Raw genomic sequence first — 17,051 nt, 5'->3', positions numbered from 1 at the left:
TATGAAAATAGAAAGAAATACAGACCTAAAGTATTTTGTACCAGATGTGTTTGTTCCAGGAGTTGCGAAATGTGGAACGTCTTCTTTACACGATTTACTAAACAAGCATCCCAATATTTGTATGTCAACCAGAAAAGAGCCACACTTTTGGACAGACACCAATTTCAATGCTTTTAAACAAGAGAATATTGATGCTTACAAGTCATATTTCGATAATAAGACAACAAAAATAAAAGGTGAATCATCTACCGGTAGCTTATTTTTCCCTGAATTATTTATCCCTAGAATTAAGAGCATTGCTAAAACTTCTCCTAAATTTATTATTATTCTAAGAAACCCAATTGACAGAAGTTATTCCCACTACTGGTGGTGTAAAGGTTCGGGTAGAGAACGTAGAAATTTTAGAAATGCTATTATTGAAGACAAAAACGCCTCTTTTGAAGCCTACCCAGATTGGCCGAAAAATTACTATCAGTTCAGCATCTACTCTCAATGGATTGATATCTTTATTAAAGAATTTGGTAAAGAAAACATCCTTTTTATAACTTTAGAATCTCTAAAAACAAATCCTTTAGAAACGATAAATTCTTGTTTTAAATTTTTAAATCTTGAACCTTTAGAAATAATTGAACCTGTAAATAACAATGAAACGGTTATAGTAAAACATTCTGGTATCTATAATATTTCTCGTAAAATTTCCAAGGGTGATTATAAATTCACCAAATTTGCTAAATATATGTTGCCGGTAGCTGTTATAAATAAAATACGATACTTATTAAATGAGAAAGTATTTAACCTATTAAAGACAGATAAAAAATACCAACCTATATCTCCTGAAGAAAAACAATGGCTAAAAAAATTATATCGTAACGAGGTGACTACATTAGAAAAGATGCTTAACAGAACTTTTACCGAATGGAAAGATTTTCATTAAATGAACTTTATTAAAACATCTTACATATCTGCTTTTACAAATGCCATTGTAATTTTGGTAAAACTTGTAGTAAATAAAGCTGCCGCTATTATTGGCCCGGCCAATTTTGCTATTTATGGTCAGTTTAAAGATTTTCTGGGGCTAATTACTACTATTAGTCAATTAGGGGTAGAAAACGGAATTATAAAATATACCTCACAATATCAGGATGATTTAGAATCATATAAAAAACTGCTTGGCACTGCCCTATTTTTGCATATTGCTGGTAGCATACTATCAGGATTAACCGTTTTAATTTTAAAAAACTATATCAATACACTACTATTTGAACATAAAGATTATAGTTATCTACTAGTTATCACAACATTATCTATTATTTTTTTAGCTCTTTACAATCTTGCACTTAACATCCTCAATGGGTTAAAACAAATTAAAGTTTACACTATTATCTCTTTAATTGCTACAGTAATTTCGGGAGGAGTTTCTATTTATATGGTTCGCCTATACGGACTAAACGGATTAGTTATAGGGATTGCTATAAACAACCTTATATTTTTTATATTAAGTCTTATAGCAATTAAAAAATATGGCCTTATAAGTATTTCATTAATACACTTAAAACCAGATAAAGCCATTATAAAAAAATTAGTTGGCTTTTCATCAATGTCACTTTCTGGAATTCTTTCTATGAGCCTATCCCTTTTGTTCTTAAGAACACTCATTATAAACGATATAGGTGATTTTGAAGCTGGTATATGGGATAGCCTTTGGCGAATGTCTACTATCTATTATACCTTTCTTATATCTTCCTTTAAATTCTACATTTTACCAACATTTACAACCCTTGAAGGTAGTGCCATTAGAAAAGAACTTTTTAAGGTTTGGAAAATTATCTTACCCACCATTTTAGCTGTGACAGTAAGTATTTATCTATTCAAAGGTTTTATTATAGTAACTCTTTTTTCAAAAGAATTTTTACTAATCAACTCTATTATTATTTACCAATTATTTGGGGATATTATTAGGATTCATGGCTGGGTGATAGGAAATATTTTAATTGCTAAAGCCAAAACAAAAATTTTTGTAACACTTCAAATTGTATGGGGACTAACTTTCTGTTTATCTACCTATATATGTATCAACCTATACGGATTAATAGGTGCAACCATGGGGTATTTTATAACATGCACCCTACATTTTATTTGGCTCAATTTATCTGAAAGAAAACTTATTTGGAAACGATTCTAAAATTTGTTCACAGCAGCAATAACAGCTCGTACCTCATCATTAGTCATTACAGGGCTTATAGGTAAGCTCAAAACCGTATCATGTAGTTTTTCAGCTATAGGTAAACTCAAGCTATTCAACTCTTTATAAGCCGCTTGTTTATGCGGTGCAATTGGATAGTGTATTAAGGTTTGAACTCCATGTGTTTCCAAATACTTTTGCAACGCATCTCGCTCTTTGCATTGAATCACAAACAAATGAAACACATGATCTAGTAAACCTGAATAATAGGGCAACGTAATTTTCGAATTTGATATTTCTTGTAAGTACGTTTTAGCTATTTCTTGTCTGCGTTTATTATCTGCATCTAACTTAGCCAACTTAATCGTTAAAAAAGCCGCTTGTATTTCATCTAAACGTACATTTAATCCTTTGTATTGATTGGTATATTTTGCAGATGTACCGTAATTTCTCAATTTAGCTATTATAGTAGCAAGCGCTGTATTATTAGTAGTTACCGCTCCCCCATCACCTAAAGCTCCAAGGTTCTTCGCCGGATAAAAACTAAACGCCGCAGCATCTCCTATACTTCCTGCTTTTTTACCATGATTATTTACAGCTCCATGCGCCTGTGCTGCATCTTCTATTAGCAATAGATTATAATCGTCTGCTAAATCTTTTAAAGCAGTCATATCCGTCAATTGTCCGTAAAGATGTACTGGTAATAACACTCTTGTTTTCGGAGTTATAGCCTCCATCACTTTGGCTATAGTTAAATTATAGGTAGCTATATCTGGCTCTACCAAAACAGGCACTAATCCAGTTTCTGAAATAGCCAACAAACTAGCAATAAATGTATTGGCAGGCACTATTACCTCATCTCCGTCATTCAATACTCCCAAATGCTTATATCCCTCTAAAATAAGTCTAATAGCATCTAACCCAGTACTTACCCCTACACAACAATCAACTCCACAATAATTGGCAAATGCTGTTTCAAACTCATCAACCTTATTGCCAAGTATATAATAGCCGCTATCCAAAAAGTCTTTAAACGCTTTTTGAAAATCCATTTCAAAGCGTTCGTTTATTTTATGTAGATCAAGAAATTTTATCATAACGTATAACTGTAAATATGTTGTAAGTAAATACTACAACCTAGTTCTTCCTTTTGTTTTACCAATCCCGGATTGTATCCTAATTCATTAGATTCTGTTGCCGTACCTTGAGAAAAGTATTTCTTTTTGTCTTTATAGGAGTTAATTACATACAAAAATAAGTAATCAAATGCCCTAATACGTTCTCCTGCTTCTGTTGTTGCTCCATATTGTGATTTTACCACCTGATCGGTTTCAAAAATGGTAATACCGGCAAGCAGCTCCTCTTCTAAATAAATATTGTATTGATAAATATTTTCAGGAAATTTATATTGTAACAAGGTGATCTCTGCAAGGGTATGCACTGGAGAAGCATTGTGTTTATATTGTAATCTAGGAACCAATACGTCGTTCCAAAACGCATCAAAAACCTGTTCTTTTTTAATTACAAAGCCTTGCTGTACTCCTTGTCTAAAATACTTTTGCTTAGTTTTATGAATACGTAAAGGCGTACTATAGTCTACTGCAAACACCATTTGAGTATCTAACACACTTCCTTTACTAAGCAAATAATACAACTCATTAGAAGGCTTTTTTTGATAGATTTCGGGTAGTTGCTTTACTCTTAGCTCTACAATACCGGTAGCCTTTAAAAACTCCTTTATAGCGTCAAAAATATCATTGATATAGCCAAACCCCAATTTCTCTTCAACAACCAATCCGCCATAGGTTAACCCCTGATGTGAATACACTACCCTATCTTTTATGTTCGCAGGTAAAACAGCCATTAACTTCTCTTCCTTAAAAACTAAAAGTGAAAAATCAGTAAACCTATCACTATGATACTCCATAAAATCTCTATGAAATAAAAAAGTAGCATTTTTAGCTTTGGTTATAAAAGCATTCCAAATCTCTTTATGCTTGGGTGTGTATGTAACAACAGTATAAATAGCCGTAGAATTTAGTAGTAACAAATATATTTAAAAAGCAATAGATACAAATTGTTTAAAGGGTATAAAACAAAAAACACTTTGGAGAATACCCCAAAGTGTTTGTATACACAGTTAACTATTAGTGTTAATTTTTCTTTTGAATACCTGCTTTAAGTAATTGTCCAAAATTGTACATATCCTCAAATGAACAATACAATGGTACAGGTGCTAAACGAATTACATTGGGTTCTCTCCAATCGGTTATTACTCCACTTTCCATCAGGTAATCAAATAAGGCTCTTCCTTCTCCATGTAAAAACACCGATAATTGACAAGCTCTTTCTTTTGGATTAGAAGGTGTAATAATTTCAAAAGAACTATCTACTTCTTTCGCTATTTCACCCAACACAAATTCTAAATAAGAAGTAATTAGGTTACGTTTAGCAATTAACTTCTCCATCCCTATTTCATCAAACATTTCTAACGACGCCAAATAAGGTGCCATTGCAATTACTGCAGCATTGCTTAAATGCCAAGCCTCTGCATTTGCCATAGGAATAAACTCAGGCTCCATTAAAAAACGACGTTCTTTATCGTGGCCCCACCACCCTTCAAACCTTGGTATGTCTTTCTTATTTAAATGCTTCTGATTAATAAATACACCAGATACATTACCAGGTCCACTATTCATATATTTATAACTACACCAAGCAGCAAAATCTACATCCCAATCATGTAACTTCAACTCAATATTACCAGCTCCATGTGCTAAATCCCAACCTACATTAGCACCAATGTCTTTAGCCGCTTTGGTAATAGTTTCCATATCAAATACCTGACCGTTATAATAATTAACACCGCCCATTAATACAAGTGCTAACTCATCGCCCGTTTCTTCTATAGTTTTAAGTACATCTTCGGTTCTCCAATAGTTTTCTCCATCTCGCTTCTTAACTTCAACCAAAACTTCCTTAGGGTCTAACCCATGAAAACGCACCTGACTTGCCAACATATATTGATCTGATGGAAATGCCTTTTCTTCACATATAATTTTGAAACGTTTTTCAGTAGGACGGTAAAAAGAGACCATTAACAGGTGAAGATTTACCGTTAAAGTATTCATTACAGTAACTTCCTCAGGCAATGCTCCTACAATTTTAGACAAAGGTTTAGCAAAACGCTCATGATAATCCCACCATGGCTTTTCTGCATAGAAATGACCTTCTACAGCCAACTCTTTCCAATCTTTCATTATGTCATCTACAAACTTCTGAGCACTTTTAGGTTGCAACCCTAAAGAGTTCCCTGTAAAATAAATAACGTCTTTACCATTTACCTTCGGAAAATGAAACTCATTTCTATACTTACTTAATTCGTCTTGTTGATCTAACTCTCTTGCAAAAGCCAGTGTATTTTGAAATTGTATCATACCATTTTTAAAATTCTTTCCAAAAATAAGTTTTATAATTCAATTAGGTAAGTCTACCAGATATTTAGTTTTTATCGCTATACCAATAATACAAGCATAAAAAACCAATATAGTATCTATACGATGCTACTTTTAAAATATCGATTATCGAGTAATTATGTACTTTTGCAAAAATATTTTTCTATGCATTTTTTACCGGAGTCTTTAGAGCAGTATGTTACCGATCATTCAGAAAACGAACCCGAGGTACTACAAGAACTTGTACGAGAAACTCATTTAAAGGTATTACAACCTAGAATGTTAAGTGGCCATTTTCAGGGTAGATTATTGAGTATTCTATCTAAAATGATAAACCCTAAACATATCTTAGAAATAGGCACCTATACTGGTTATTCTGCTATATGTCTTACTGAGGGGTTACAAAGTGACGGAATTTTACATACCATAGATGTAAACGAAGAACTCGAGGAGATACAACAAAAGTACTTCGAAAAGTCTGGTAATAACAACCGTATTGTACAACATATAGGCGATGCTAAAGATATTATACCTACCTTACCTGTAAAGTTTGATTTGGTATTTATTGATGCCGATAAAAAGAACTATCCTGAGTATTTTGAAATTATTATACCTAAAATGAACAAGGGAGGAGTGCTACTTTCAGACAATGTTTTATGGAGTGGTAAAATAGTAGAAGAAGTAAAAAGCAACGATAAACAAACCTATGCGTTACTTACTTACAACAAATTATTAAAAGAAGACCCAAGAGTAGAAACTGTTCTACTACCTATTAGAGATGGACTAACCATTAGTCGAGTGGTGTAATTACTTATGAAAAAATTTATATACAAAGCGCTGATATTTATTTTTAGTGGCCTGGTATTTGCCGCACTACCCGCATTGCTTTGTAGCTCTAAAGCTAATTTTCATTTTGAAAAAGAGGGGCAACTTTTAATTTTAGGGCATTCTCATTCGGCATGCGCTTATAATGATTCTTTAATTGAAAACACTATCAATTTCTCCAGATCAGGAGAGTCTTATTTTTACACTTTTGCCAAGCTAAAAAAAACACTGGAGCAAAACCCTAACATACATACTGTATTTATAGAATTTGGTAATAACAATATTGAGCCATACATGGATACCTTATGGACTACCGATACTCAGTACATTCTTGAAAAATTTCCAGGCTACGCTCCTTTTATGAAAAAGGAAACTATTGGTTATTTATATGATAAAAATAAAAGTGCTGTAACAAAAAGTATACTACCGTTTTTTCAAACAGGAATTACTATGCTTATTAAAAAATATAACTATACGAAAGTTCTAGGGGGGTACGAAAAAGTGGAGGGTACAAACTTAGATTCAGATACAATTAATAAAAAACAAATTTCTAATACTATAGCGACAGAAAACCTTCTGTATTTAAGAAAAATAATACGCTACATCAAAGGTCTTAACAAAGAGGTGTATCTTATACGTACTCCTGTACATAAGTATTATCCATGGTTAGCTAACGAAGACCATTTTAAAACGGTAAGAAATGAAATGTTCTCAGATTTACCATTCTTAGATTTTTCAACTGTTCCGTTACAAGATAATGCCTTTGCAGATTCAGGTCATCTTAATTATAAAGGATCCAAAAAACTATCTATTTGGTTAAACCACTTGCTTAACAAAGAACTTTTAAACAAACAAAATAAAAAGGAATTTATAGAAAATGAGTTGAGGTATTTCTAATTAGGCTTTAATAGAGCTTTTATTGTAACGTAAGAAGAGTTTTTTATATAACATATAAAAACTCAATGCTAATGTAGTACCAACTAAAGCCCCAACCAATACATCAGACGGAAAATGAACGGCAAAATAAATACGACTGTAACTAAAAAGTACCGGCCATAAAAAAAACAACCATGCATTCTTTACACGCTTACGAACAAACAAATAGAAAAGTGCAGTAATAGCAAAACTGTTACAAGCATGTCCTGAAAAAAAACTGTAATCTATAGGCTGTATATTTACCCTTAACAAATTAAAAATACCTTCATTATTTACAGGTCTGTCTCTTAACACATATTCCTTTACATAATAGGTTAAGCTAAGAGCAACGGTAATAAGAGCTATAAATGTATATAAAATTCGTAGAGCTTCTCTTTTACTAAAACGCTTTACAACAATGTAGACAAATAAAAGATATAAAGGAATCCAAAAAACAATTTTAGTAATGTAGTACCAAAAGACATCTTGACTACTCGTTCCTAAATTATTCAGGTATATTAAAAGTTGTGTATCTAACTCCAGTAACCTTTTATACATTAACGTCTTCTTTTTACAGGGCCAGTGATACTATCTATTTCATCTTCAATACTCCCCTTAACGTCATTAATTTCTTTTGATATATCCTCGGCAATTTTAGTGTCAATACCACTATTTTCGGCGCTTTTGGTAATTTCTTGTTTTATATCATTAGTAGCGTCTTTCAACTGTCTCATACCCTTACCAAGACCTCTTGCAATTTCCGGAACCTTATCGGCTCCAAAAATCAACACCACCACCAACAACGCAATCATTACCTCAGGAGTACTAATAAATAAAAACATAGTTCAATAGAATTATTACAATACAAATATAAAGAGTTTCAGTTTAGAATTACAAAGAGACTCTAACTCTTTATATTAGCTACAACGTTAAATTTTATAAAAAATAGGGCTTTACAACCTTCCATCTTTTATAATTCTTTTTCCATACTTTATTCCGCATACGGATTCTTATAATCAGTAGTTGTAAAAATAGCTAGCATATCTTTCTCTAGCGTATCCCATGGAAATTCAACCATTCTATTTATTTCCTGACCATCTTTCAAAAAGATAAAAGTAGGCACATTTATAACGTCATATAACTTTTCTGTACCCTGAGGAGTTGTTTTTGATTCATCTACTCCTATAATTTCAATATCATGAAAGTTAACGGCGTCCATTATTTTAAAGAAATGTGGTACCTCTCGTTGGCTATCACTACACCAAGTACCCATAAATAATTTCACCTGTACACCTTCTAAATAAGGTTTTACTTGACTCATTGTAGTAGTATCTACAACATATTCACCATAACCATCTCTAAACCAATTAAAGCTTTTGCTTAACTGAGATTTGGAAATAGCCCCTACCAATTCACCTAATTCAAATTCAACTTTGCTATCTGTATAAAGTTGTGGCTTTTCGGGTTCACTTGCATTAGCAGCACTGTTTTTTGCTCCGCAAGAGCAAAAAACAGTCACTACCAACACCATATATATGTAACTTAAAACTTTCAAATTACTTAGTCTACTAATGATTTTTGTGTCATCGCTTCCGGTTGCTCAACACCTACTAATTTTAACACTGTTGGTGCAATATCTCCTAACACACCATCATGCACTTCTTTAATATCCTTATCTACTAAAATAACAGGTACTAAATTGGTAGTATGCGCCGTGTTTGGAGAACCATCAGGGTTCACCATAGTATCACAATTACCATGATCCGCTATTACAATACTTGTATACCCGTGAGCCAAAGCCGTTGTAATTACTTCATTTGCACATTCATCTACAGACTCACATGCCTTAACAGCTGCTTCCATAATACCGGTATGTCCAACCATATCAGGATTCGCAAAGTTTAAGCATACAAAATCTACCTCCTCTTTTTCTAACTCTGGTACAATAGCGTCTTTAATATCATACGCACTCATTTCTGGCTGCAAATCGTAGGTAGCAACTTTTGGAGATGGACATAAAATACGTTGTTCTCCTTCAAAAGGCTTTTCTCTACCTCCGTTAAAAAAGAAAGTCACGTGCGGATATTTTTCTGTTTCAGCAATACGGATTTGCTTTTTACCTGCTTTAGATAAAGTTTCTCCTAAAGTATCTTTGATATTATCTTTGTCATAAATAACATGAACGTTTTTGAAAGACTCATCGTAGTTTGTCATAGTAACATAATACAAGTCTAATTTTTTCATGTCAAAATCAGGAAAATCATGCTGCGTTAAAGCATCACTTAACTGACGACCTCTATCGGTTCTGAAGTTAAACATAATAGCAACATCACCTTCCTTAATAGTAGCTACAGGATGATTTTCAGCATCGTGCATACAGATAGGTTTGATAAACTCATCGGTTACACCTTCGTTATAATTTTCTTGAATTGCTTCTAATACATTGGTAGCTGGTTGCCCAACTCCATTAACCATTAAATCGTATGCTAATTTAACACGCTCCCAACGCTTATCTCTATCCATAGCATAGTATCTACCAATAACAGAAGCTAAACGAGCATTGCTTTTAGTACAATGTAATTGTACCTCTTCAATAAATCCTTTTCCACTTTTAGGATCCACATCTCTACCATCGGTAAAAGCGTGTACAAACACTTTTTCTAAATCCTCAGAATCAGCAGCGTCTAACAAGGCTTTTAAATGATTGATATGAGAGTGTACTCCACCATCACTTACCAATCCTAAAAAGTGAACCGCTTTATTATTTTCTTTTGCATACGCAAAAGCATCTTTTAATACTTTCTCATCTTTAAGAGTATCTTTTTCTACAGCAAGGTTTATTCTAGCAAAATCCTGATATACAATCCTACCAGCTCCTAAGTTCATGTGCCCTACTTCACTGTTACCCATTTGTCCGTCAGGTAAACCAACGTTCATTCCAAAGGTTTTCAGAGTTGCACTAGGATACTTAGTATATAAACTGTCAATAAAAGGAGTATTGGCTTTTTCGATTGCTGATACCTCAGGATTTGGAGATTTACCCCAACCATCAAGTATCATTAGAAGAACTTTCTTATCCATTAAATTAAATTTTCTAGTTGTTGTTTTACCGTCAAATATAGCAACATTTTACCGGTTAAACACTGCATTAAGTCATATAATACCGTTAAATTAAAAGTAATTTTAGATTTTTTTTAGCATGGTATAATGGGCGCCAACCTTAGGTATATCAAAAACGTCGCTAACTACTTCATAATTCAATCCTGCATAGAACGGAACCGCTTTAATTCGGGCATTCATCCAAATATAAGTGCCTTCTCTTTTCTTAACTTCCTCTTCTGCCTTAGCCACTAACTTTCCACCTACTCCTTTACCCTGTGCAATAGTTAAAACAGCCATTCCTCGTAATTGAAATCCTTCAGCAGGTGCTTCTGTATAGTTGTTTTTAAGTAAAGTAACTACCCCTAACAATTCGTCGTCTTCATAAAAACCAAGATGAAATGTTGTTGGTAATTCATCTCCCGGAAAAATACAAGAATCTATAGGTTTACCTTCCCTAAGTACCGGATGTCTTACAACAACTGTTTCATCTGGTGTAATAAATTTAATAATTCCCATTTTTCAAAGATAACACATAATTAAATGTATCATTAAGGTAGAAATCAGTATCATGATAAGCCTTTTTCTACTTAACTAATCAATTTATTTGTGCTAGAGAAAGCCATACCTATCAAATACCGTCTTCAGAAAATTTTCAGGCATTAGAATCTTATGAAGTTATTATTTTTAAAAGAAATGATATTGATAAACTACGAAGTTTGAAATAATTGCCCGAATTGCGGTAGAAACAGAACTCATTAATTACCAGCATTTAGTTAAATCATTTGTTACCCTTTCTCCTGAAGAACGATACACTGAACTATTAAAATCTAATCAACCACTATTTCAAAAAGTACCTCAGGAATTTAAAGAAGAAGTTATCCATAAAAAAAGCAGCAAATAACTACTTTGTTATTGCTGCTTTTTAAACGCTATATTTTTAAAATTAATTCAAATGATCTAATGTTATTCCTTTCCAACTATCTGTTTTAAAAGGGGAAGCTGGTAAACCGGCACCATTATATAAATTTACTTCAGGGTTGTCGGCCCATCCATAGCGCACCGATACCGGGTTTGGTACTTTAGATGAACTTACAACTACCTTACCTCCTTTTATTATAGCATCGGCCCAATAAAATTTCTTATCAGGACCTGCTATTTGAAAACCTTTTAATTCCTCACCATCCTTGACTATTAAACCTTCTGAATACTCAAAACTCACTACTATATTTTTCCCTAGTTTTTTATACCCATTAATCATAGGACCTGCATACGCTATATCTTCACCATACACATTTGCTAGAGCTATAAGCGCTAACCGTCGGCCTACTTCTTGCTTATTCTTAGGGTGAATATCTATAGCATCTCCTATATCTATGGCTACAGCCATTCCGGTATTAGATACTTTTTTAAGGGTGATAAACTGTGCATCTCTTAACTCTGCCCAAGCAGAAGGTGCTGGCTGTTCTTTTACACTTCTATAGTTTGCCAATTGCACAAAGTAAAAAGGCATTTTAGGATTATTAAATTGTTTTCTCCAATCTTTAATCAACAGTGGGAATAACTTTTTGTACTGTGCAGCACGTTGTGCATTGCTTTCTCCTTGATACCAGATAACCCCTTTAAAAGGAAATTTTAAAATTGGGTGTATCATTGCATTAAATAATACCGTAGGTCTATTTTGAAACATGGGAATATATGGGTATGGAGGTACCTTATCTAATGATACCCCTATCTTATATTTCCAATTTCCTCCTAATAATTTTTTAGTATCGTTACACTGTAAATAGAAATCTTCCGAATCACCATATACACCTCCTCCTCCAACTCCGTCAAACACTTTAATAGTAATCAGGTTAACTCCGGGTTTCAGTACCCCCGTTGGTATTTGGTATTTACGTTCTATTTGGTAGCCATCGGTTTCACCAATAAATTCACCATTAATCCAAACTTTATCAATATCATCAGCATAAAAATGTAATAAAGTTTGCGCACTCGCCTCTTCTCTTGTCAGGTTAATTTCTTTTTGAAACCATACCACTCCATCAAACTTAAATAACTCACTTGTATCGTCTAAATCAAAATATCCTGGCAATGCTATCGATTTCCAATCATTATGCATTTTTTGAGACCAAACCGGATTGTCATTTTCATACCCTTCATCTACTGCTGCTATTTGTTGATGCCAGTTCTCCAATTTAGTCGCATTTTCCTGATTATACACTTGAATTTCTGCTTCCGTAGCGTTTAAAGCAGTAATATCTCTATCAAAATCCTGAATGGTATGTAACGCCCCTGCACTTGTCCATGCCTCTATAACGGTACCTCCCCATGAGCTATGTATTACCCCAATAGGTATCTGTTTGGTTTTATATATTTCACGGGCGAAAAAATAAGCCGTACTAGAAAATTCAGGAATGGTTTTAGGACTACATTCTTGCCAACCTTCATTTGCCAAGGATAATGTATCTACAGGTGATACTGCATTTACTTGAGCTACCTGTAATAATCGTATTTCCGGATAATTAGCATTTGCTATTTCTTCCTCGTAATTCTGAACTTTTCCCCAGCCTTCAAGTGGCATTTCCATATTAGACTGCCCCGAACACAACCAAACCTCTCCTATAAGAATATTTTTTAAGGTAGTTACTTCATCGTGCTGCTGTATCGCTATTTCATACGGACCTCCATAATCAGGTGTATGCAGGGTTACCTCAAAAGTACCTTCTTTAGAAACTTTAGTTTTATAATTTTTAAAATCCCAAGAGGTCGTTATAGTAAGATTAACCCCTGGATCTGCTTCTCCAAAAAATGGCACCTCAGAATCCTTTTGAAGCACCATATTATCAGTAAAATAAGATGGTAATTTAATGTCTGAAACAGACGCCCGATTAGAAGTACATGAACTTATTATCAGACATAAAACAAAACACCAAACGGTGTACATGATTTTCATAGTTCCTGTTTTTTATTTCAACAATAGATGTGTTATCAAATGTAACGCATCTAGAAAGAAAAAACATACTTTTAGTGTTAAAAACAGTAAGTAGCTACTTCGTGACAAGACCACGAAGCATTAACAAGAATTCCATTTTTATTTCGGCACAAAACTCTGAGATTTAATCTCGATTATGGAATTAATTATTTTTAAAATCGCACTACCTACTATAAAGTAACTCCCTAAATTTAAGAAGAGGCCACATATCATCAGCTATTAACACTTCTAAATTATCACATAGCTCGCGAATTTGTTTGGTATACTCTCTTACTCGGTACCCATATGCCTCTGCTCTTTTCTTTGCATCGCTAATTTTAGAAGCTTTTTCAGCTTCCATAGTCATAAGGTGTAATTTTTTTCTGATTTCTTTAATAGAATTAGCTAATTGCTCTATCATATTCAATTGTTCCGCTCCTAAATCTCTATAACTAGCTCCAAAAACCTCCTTAAGTCCCTGAACATTTTCAATAAGTAAATTCTGAAAACGAATCGCTGCTGGTATCACAGTGTTATGAGCCATATCAAAAAGTATTTTACTTTCTATATGTATTTTTTTTGCATAATCCGCCAGTTCTATCTCATATCTAGCATATATCTCTTCTTCATTAAGCACCTTCATTTCTTTAAAAAGTGCTATTGTCTTTTTACTTAACAACACCTTTAAAGCATCAGGTACTGTTTTATGATGACTTAATCCTCTGCGTTTCGCTTCCTTTTCCCAATCAATACTATAACCATCTCCTTCAAACCTAATTTTTTTAGAAGCCTTAATATATTCTCTAAGAATATTAAATATTGCTTCATCTTTTTTCAACCCTTTTTTCTCAATTAAACTATCAACCTCCTTTTTAAAGTCACTTAGTTGCTTAGCCACTATGGTATTAAGCACCATCATAGGTGTACCACAATTAAACTTGGCTCCCACAGCCCTAAACTCAAATTTACTTCCGGTAAAAGCAAAAGCAGAAGTTCGGTTGCTATCTGTATTATCCAATAATACATCAGGAATTTTACCAATTACATTTAACTTTAACTCTGTTTTTTCCTGCGGAGATAATTTTCCCTTAGAAACCCCTTCCAATTCATCTAATACTTTAGTTAATTGATCACCAATAAAAACTGAAATAATTGCAGGTGGAGCCTCATTTGCACCCAATCGTAAATCGTTCCCTGCAGAAGCCACAGAAGACCTCATCAATTCTTCGTAATCATGTACAGCTTTAATGGTATTTATAAAAAAGGTTAAAAATTGTAAATTCTTCATAGGTGTAGACCCCGGACTTAATAAATTAACTCCTCCATCGGTAGTTAACGACCAGTTATTGTGTTTTCCTGATCCATTTATTCCTTCGAAAGGTTTTTCATGGAAAAGTACTTTAAACTGGTGTTTATTCGCAATCTTATCCATCACATCCATGATTAATGAATTATGATCAACTGCTTTATTAGCTTCTTCATGTATAGGCGCTAACTCAAACTGATTGGGAGCCACTTCATTATGTCTGGTTTTAACAGGAATACCTAAGCGCATACACTCAATTTCCAATTCCCTCATAAAACCAATAACCCTATCTGGTATACTACCAAAATAATGATCATCTAACTGTTGTCCTTTAACCGCCACATGTCCCAATAATGTTCTGCCCGACAATAACAAATCAGGTCTAGCATTCACCAATAATTTATCTAGTAAAAAGAACTCCTGCTCCCATCCTAAAGTAGCATTAACACTATTTACATTCTTATCAAAATACCTTGCCACTTCCGTTGCTGCTTCATCCATTGCATTTAAAGCTTTTAATAAAGGAGTTTTGGTATCTAAAGCCTCTCCTGTATACGAAACAAAAATGGTAGGAATGCACAAGGTACTACCAAACACAAATGCAGGTGAAGTAGGATCCCAAGCCGTATAGCCTCTTGCCTCAAATGTATTACGCAAACCACCACTAGGGAAACTAGAAGCATCTGGTTCTTGTTGTACCAATTGCGCTCCATCAAACTTATCTACAGGAACCTGATCATCCGCTATATTAAAAAAAGCATCATGTTTCTCAGCTGTAGTTCCTGTTAATGGTTGAAACCAGTGAGTATAATGTGTAGCTCCTTTAGAAATTGCCCAGTTTTTCATTCCTGTTGCAATATGGTCTGCCTGCTTCCTATCTATTTTTCTACCAAACTCTATGGCATATTTAATAGTTTGATATGCTCCTTCACTAACATATTGACGCATAGCAGCATCATTAAACACATTTTCTCCAAAAATTTTAGACCTTCTTTCAATTTTATCTACAAAAATGGGTTTTTTGTTATAAATTTCTCTTAATATCTCAAATCTAACTGACGACATGCTATCAAATATTTAAGTTCATTTACAAAAATATAAATTGTAAACGTTATTTTTTAAAAAAAATCATCACACCCCTTATTTTGATACACTAAATGTAAAAATTAATATTTTTTTAATATTTACCCCCTATAAATAAGGAGGGATGTTAAAAAAAATTTATTTTTACAGCAAAATAAGTTCAATCAATACTAATTAACTATGAGCAAAGCAAAGCTAGAGTATATTTGGTTAGACGGTTACCAACCAACAGCAAGCCTTAGAAGTAAAACAAAAATTGAAGAAGATTTTAGCGGTAAATTAGAAGACTGTCCGATGTGGTCTTTTGATGGAAGTTCTACAGAACAGGCAGAAGGAAACTCCTCTGACTGTTTATTAAAACCGGTTGCCATTTTCCCTGATCCAGCTAGAAAAGACGGGTATTTAGTAATGACTGAGGTTTTAAACTCTGACGGAACTCCGCACTCATCAAACGGTAGAGCTACTATTGATGACGATGATGATGATTTTTGGTTCGGTTTTGAGCAAGAGTATTTTTTATGGGATGTTGAAACAAACCTTCCTTTAGGTTTCCCAAGAGATCAAACTCCTCAAGGTCAATTCTATTGTTCTGTTGGAGCTAAAAACGCTTTCGGTAGAGAAATTATAGAAAGACATTTAGACCTATGTATTGAGGCAGGTATCAATGTTGAAGGTATCAATGCTGAGGTTGCTGCAGGACAGTGGGAATTCCAATGTTTTGCTAAAGGTGCTCAAAAAGCAGGTGACGAAATTTGGGTAGCACGTTATTTATTAGAAAGATTAGGTGAAGAATATGGTATTGCTATTGTATGGCATCCAAAACCACTTGGTGATACTGACTGGAACGGATCTGGTATGCACGCTAACTTCTCTAACACTACTCTTAGAACTTGTGGTTCTCAAGAAATTTATGAGAAAATTTGTGAAGCGTTCAGACCTGTTGTTAAAGAACACATTGATGTTTACGGAGCTTATAACGATCAACGTTTAACTGGTAAGCACGAAACTCAATCTATCCACGAATTCTCTTTCGGAGTTTCTGATAGAGGTGCTTCTATCCGTATTCCTATTATGACTGTTCAAAAAGGATGGAAAGGTTGGTTAGAAGACAGAAGACCTTCTTCTAATGGTGATCCATACAAAATTGCAGCAAGAATTATTAAGACTGTAAAATCTGCTGATGTTTAATATTTAGCAGTTAAAATAATAAAT

At 33.7% G+C, this 17,051-nt stretch carries 15 protein-coding genes; 5 read left to right on the top strand and 10 right to left on the bottom strand.

Annotated features, from left to right (window positions below; translation table 11 throughout):
• The first annotated feature begins 1 nt into the window (after position 1).
• Positions 2-934, top strand: coding sequence for a sulfotransferase domain-containing protein (locus tag NBRC110019_RS14110; protein WP_281755909.1), 933 nt, complete (start codon positions 2-4; stop codon positions 932-934).
• A complete protein-coding gene (locus NBRC110019_RS14105; RefSeq protein ID WP_281755907.1) occupies positions 935-2,182 on the top strand; it encodes an O-antigen translocase in 1,248 nt (415 codons plus the stop codon).
• Here NBRC110019_RS14105 and NBRC110019_RS14100 read toward each other — a convergent pair.
• From NBRC110019_RS14100 to kynU, 3 genes are all read right to left on the bottom strand, one after another.
• A complete protein-coding gene (locus NBRC110019_RS14100) occupies positions 2,179-3,279 on the bottom strand; it encodes a DegT/DnrJ/EryC1/StrS family aminotransferase (protein WP_281755905.1) in 1,101 nt (366 codons plus the stop codon). The genes NBRC110019_RS14105 and NBRC110019_RS14100 overlap by 4 nt on opposite strands.
• Entirely contained in the window at positions 3,276-4,232 is a 957-nt protein-coding gene (locus NBRC110019_RS14095) for a FemAB family protein (RefSeq protein WP_281755904.1), read from the bottom strand. Before NBRC110019_RS14095 ends, NBRC110019_RS14100 begins: the two co-directional genes overlap by 4 nt.
• A gap of 103 nt (positions 4,233-4,335) precedes the next feature.
• Positions 4,336-5,616, bottom strand: coding sequence for a kynureninase (gene kynU, locus NBRC110019_RS14090; protein WP_281755970.1), 1,281 nt, complete (start codon positions 5,614-5,616; stop codon positions 4,336-4,338).
• Positions 5,617-5,802: 186 nt separating this feature from the next.
• Here kynU and NBRC110019_RS14085 point away from each other — a divergent pair, with 186 nt between their 5' ends.
• Both NBRC110019_RS14085 and NBRC110019_RS14080 read left to right on the top strand, forming a co-directional pair.
• Complete coding sequence (locus NBRC110019_RS14085; RefSeq protein ID WP_281755903.1) at positions 5,803-6,444, top strand: O-methyltransferase; 642 nt, start codon at positions 5,803-5,805, stop codon at positions 6,442-6,444.
• A gap of 6 nt (positions 6,445-6,450) precedes the next feature.
• Positions 6,451-7,359 (top strand): LB_356 family protein, encoded by a 909-nt coding sequence (locus NBRC110019_RS14080; protein WP_281755902.1) that lies wholly within the window; start codon positions 6,451-6,453, stop codon positions 7,357-7,359.
• On the opposite strand, the gene NBRC110019_RS14075 is transcribed toward NBRC110019_RS14080, so the two are convergent.
• From NBRC110019_RS14075 to NBRC110019_RS14045, 7 genes are all read right to left on the bottom strand, one after another.
• On the bottom strand, positions 7,360-7,935 hold the full coding sequence (locus NBRC110019_RS14075; RefSeq protein WP_281755901.1) for a phosphatase PAP2 family protein: 576 nt from the start codon (positions 7,933-7,935) through the stop codon (positions 7,360-7,362). It abuts the gene before it with no gap.
• Positions 7,935-8,219: a Sec-independent protein translocase subunit TatA/TatB gene (locus NBRC110019_RS14070; protein WP_281755899.1), complete on the bottom strand. Its 285-nt coding sequence runs from the start codon at positions 8,217-8,219 to the stop codon at positions 7,935-7,937. Before NBRC110019_RS14070 ends, NBRC110019_RS14075 begins: the two co-directional genes overlap by 1 nt.
• Before the next feature lie 149 nt (positions 8,220-8,368).
• A complete protein-coding gene (locus tag NBRC110019_RS14065; protein WP_281755897.1) occupies positions 8,369-8,932 on the bottom strand; it encodes a TlpA family protein disulfide reductase in 564 nt (187 codons plus the stop codon).
• A gap of 5 nt (positions 8,933-8,937) precedes the next feature.
• A complete protein-coding gene (gene gpmI / locus NBRC110019_RS14060) occupies positions 8,938-10,458 on the bottom strand; it encodes a 2,3-bisphosphoglycerate-independent phosphoglycerate mutase (protein WP_281755895.1) in 1,521 nt (506 codons plus the stop codon).
• Positions 10,459-10,560: 102 nt separating this feature from the next.
• On the bottom strand, positions 10,561-10,995 hold the full coding sequence (locus NBRC110019_RS14055; protein ID WP_281755893.1) for a GNAT family N-acetyltransferase: 435 nt from the start codon (positions 10,993-10,995) through the stop codon (positions 10,561-10,563).
• A 427-nt stretch (positions 10,996-11,422) separates the two neighbouring features.
• Positions 11,423-13,432: a sialate O-acetylesterase gene (locus tag NBRC110019_RS14050; protein WP_281755891.1), complete on the bottom strand. Its 2,010-nt coding sequence runs from the start codon at positions 13,430-13,432 to the stop codon at positions 11,423-11,425.
• A 202-nt stretch (positions 13,433-13,634) separates the two neighbouring features.
• Entirely contained in the window at positions 13,635-15,821 is a 2,187-nt protein-coding gene (locus tag NBRC110019_RS14045; RefSeq protein ID WP_281755889.1) for a glutamine synthetase III family protein, read from the bottom strand.
• A gap of 198 nt (positions 15,822-16,019) precedes the next feature.
• Between NBRC110019_RS14045 and NBRC110019_RS14040 the strand changes: the two genes are divergently transcribed.
• A complete protein-coding gene (locus tag NBRC110019_RS14040) occupies positions 16,020-17,027 on the top strand; it encodes a glutamine synthetase beta-grasp domain-containing protein (RefSeq protein WP_281755888.1) in 1,008 nt (335 codons plus the stop codon).
• Positions 17,028-17,051 lie beyond the last annotated feature (24 nt).

The sequence above is a fragment of the Neptunitalea chrysea genome (genome assembly GCF_027924145.1).
Lineage (GTDB): Bacteria > Bacteroidota > Bacteroidia > Flavobacteriales > Flavobacteriaceae > Neptunitalea > Neptunitalea chrysea.
The sequence above is the reverse complement of the archived record's forward strand: the minus strand, read 5'-3'. Positions and strand labels throughout refer to the sequence as shown.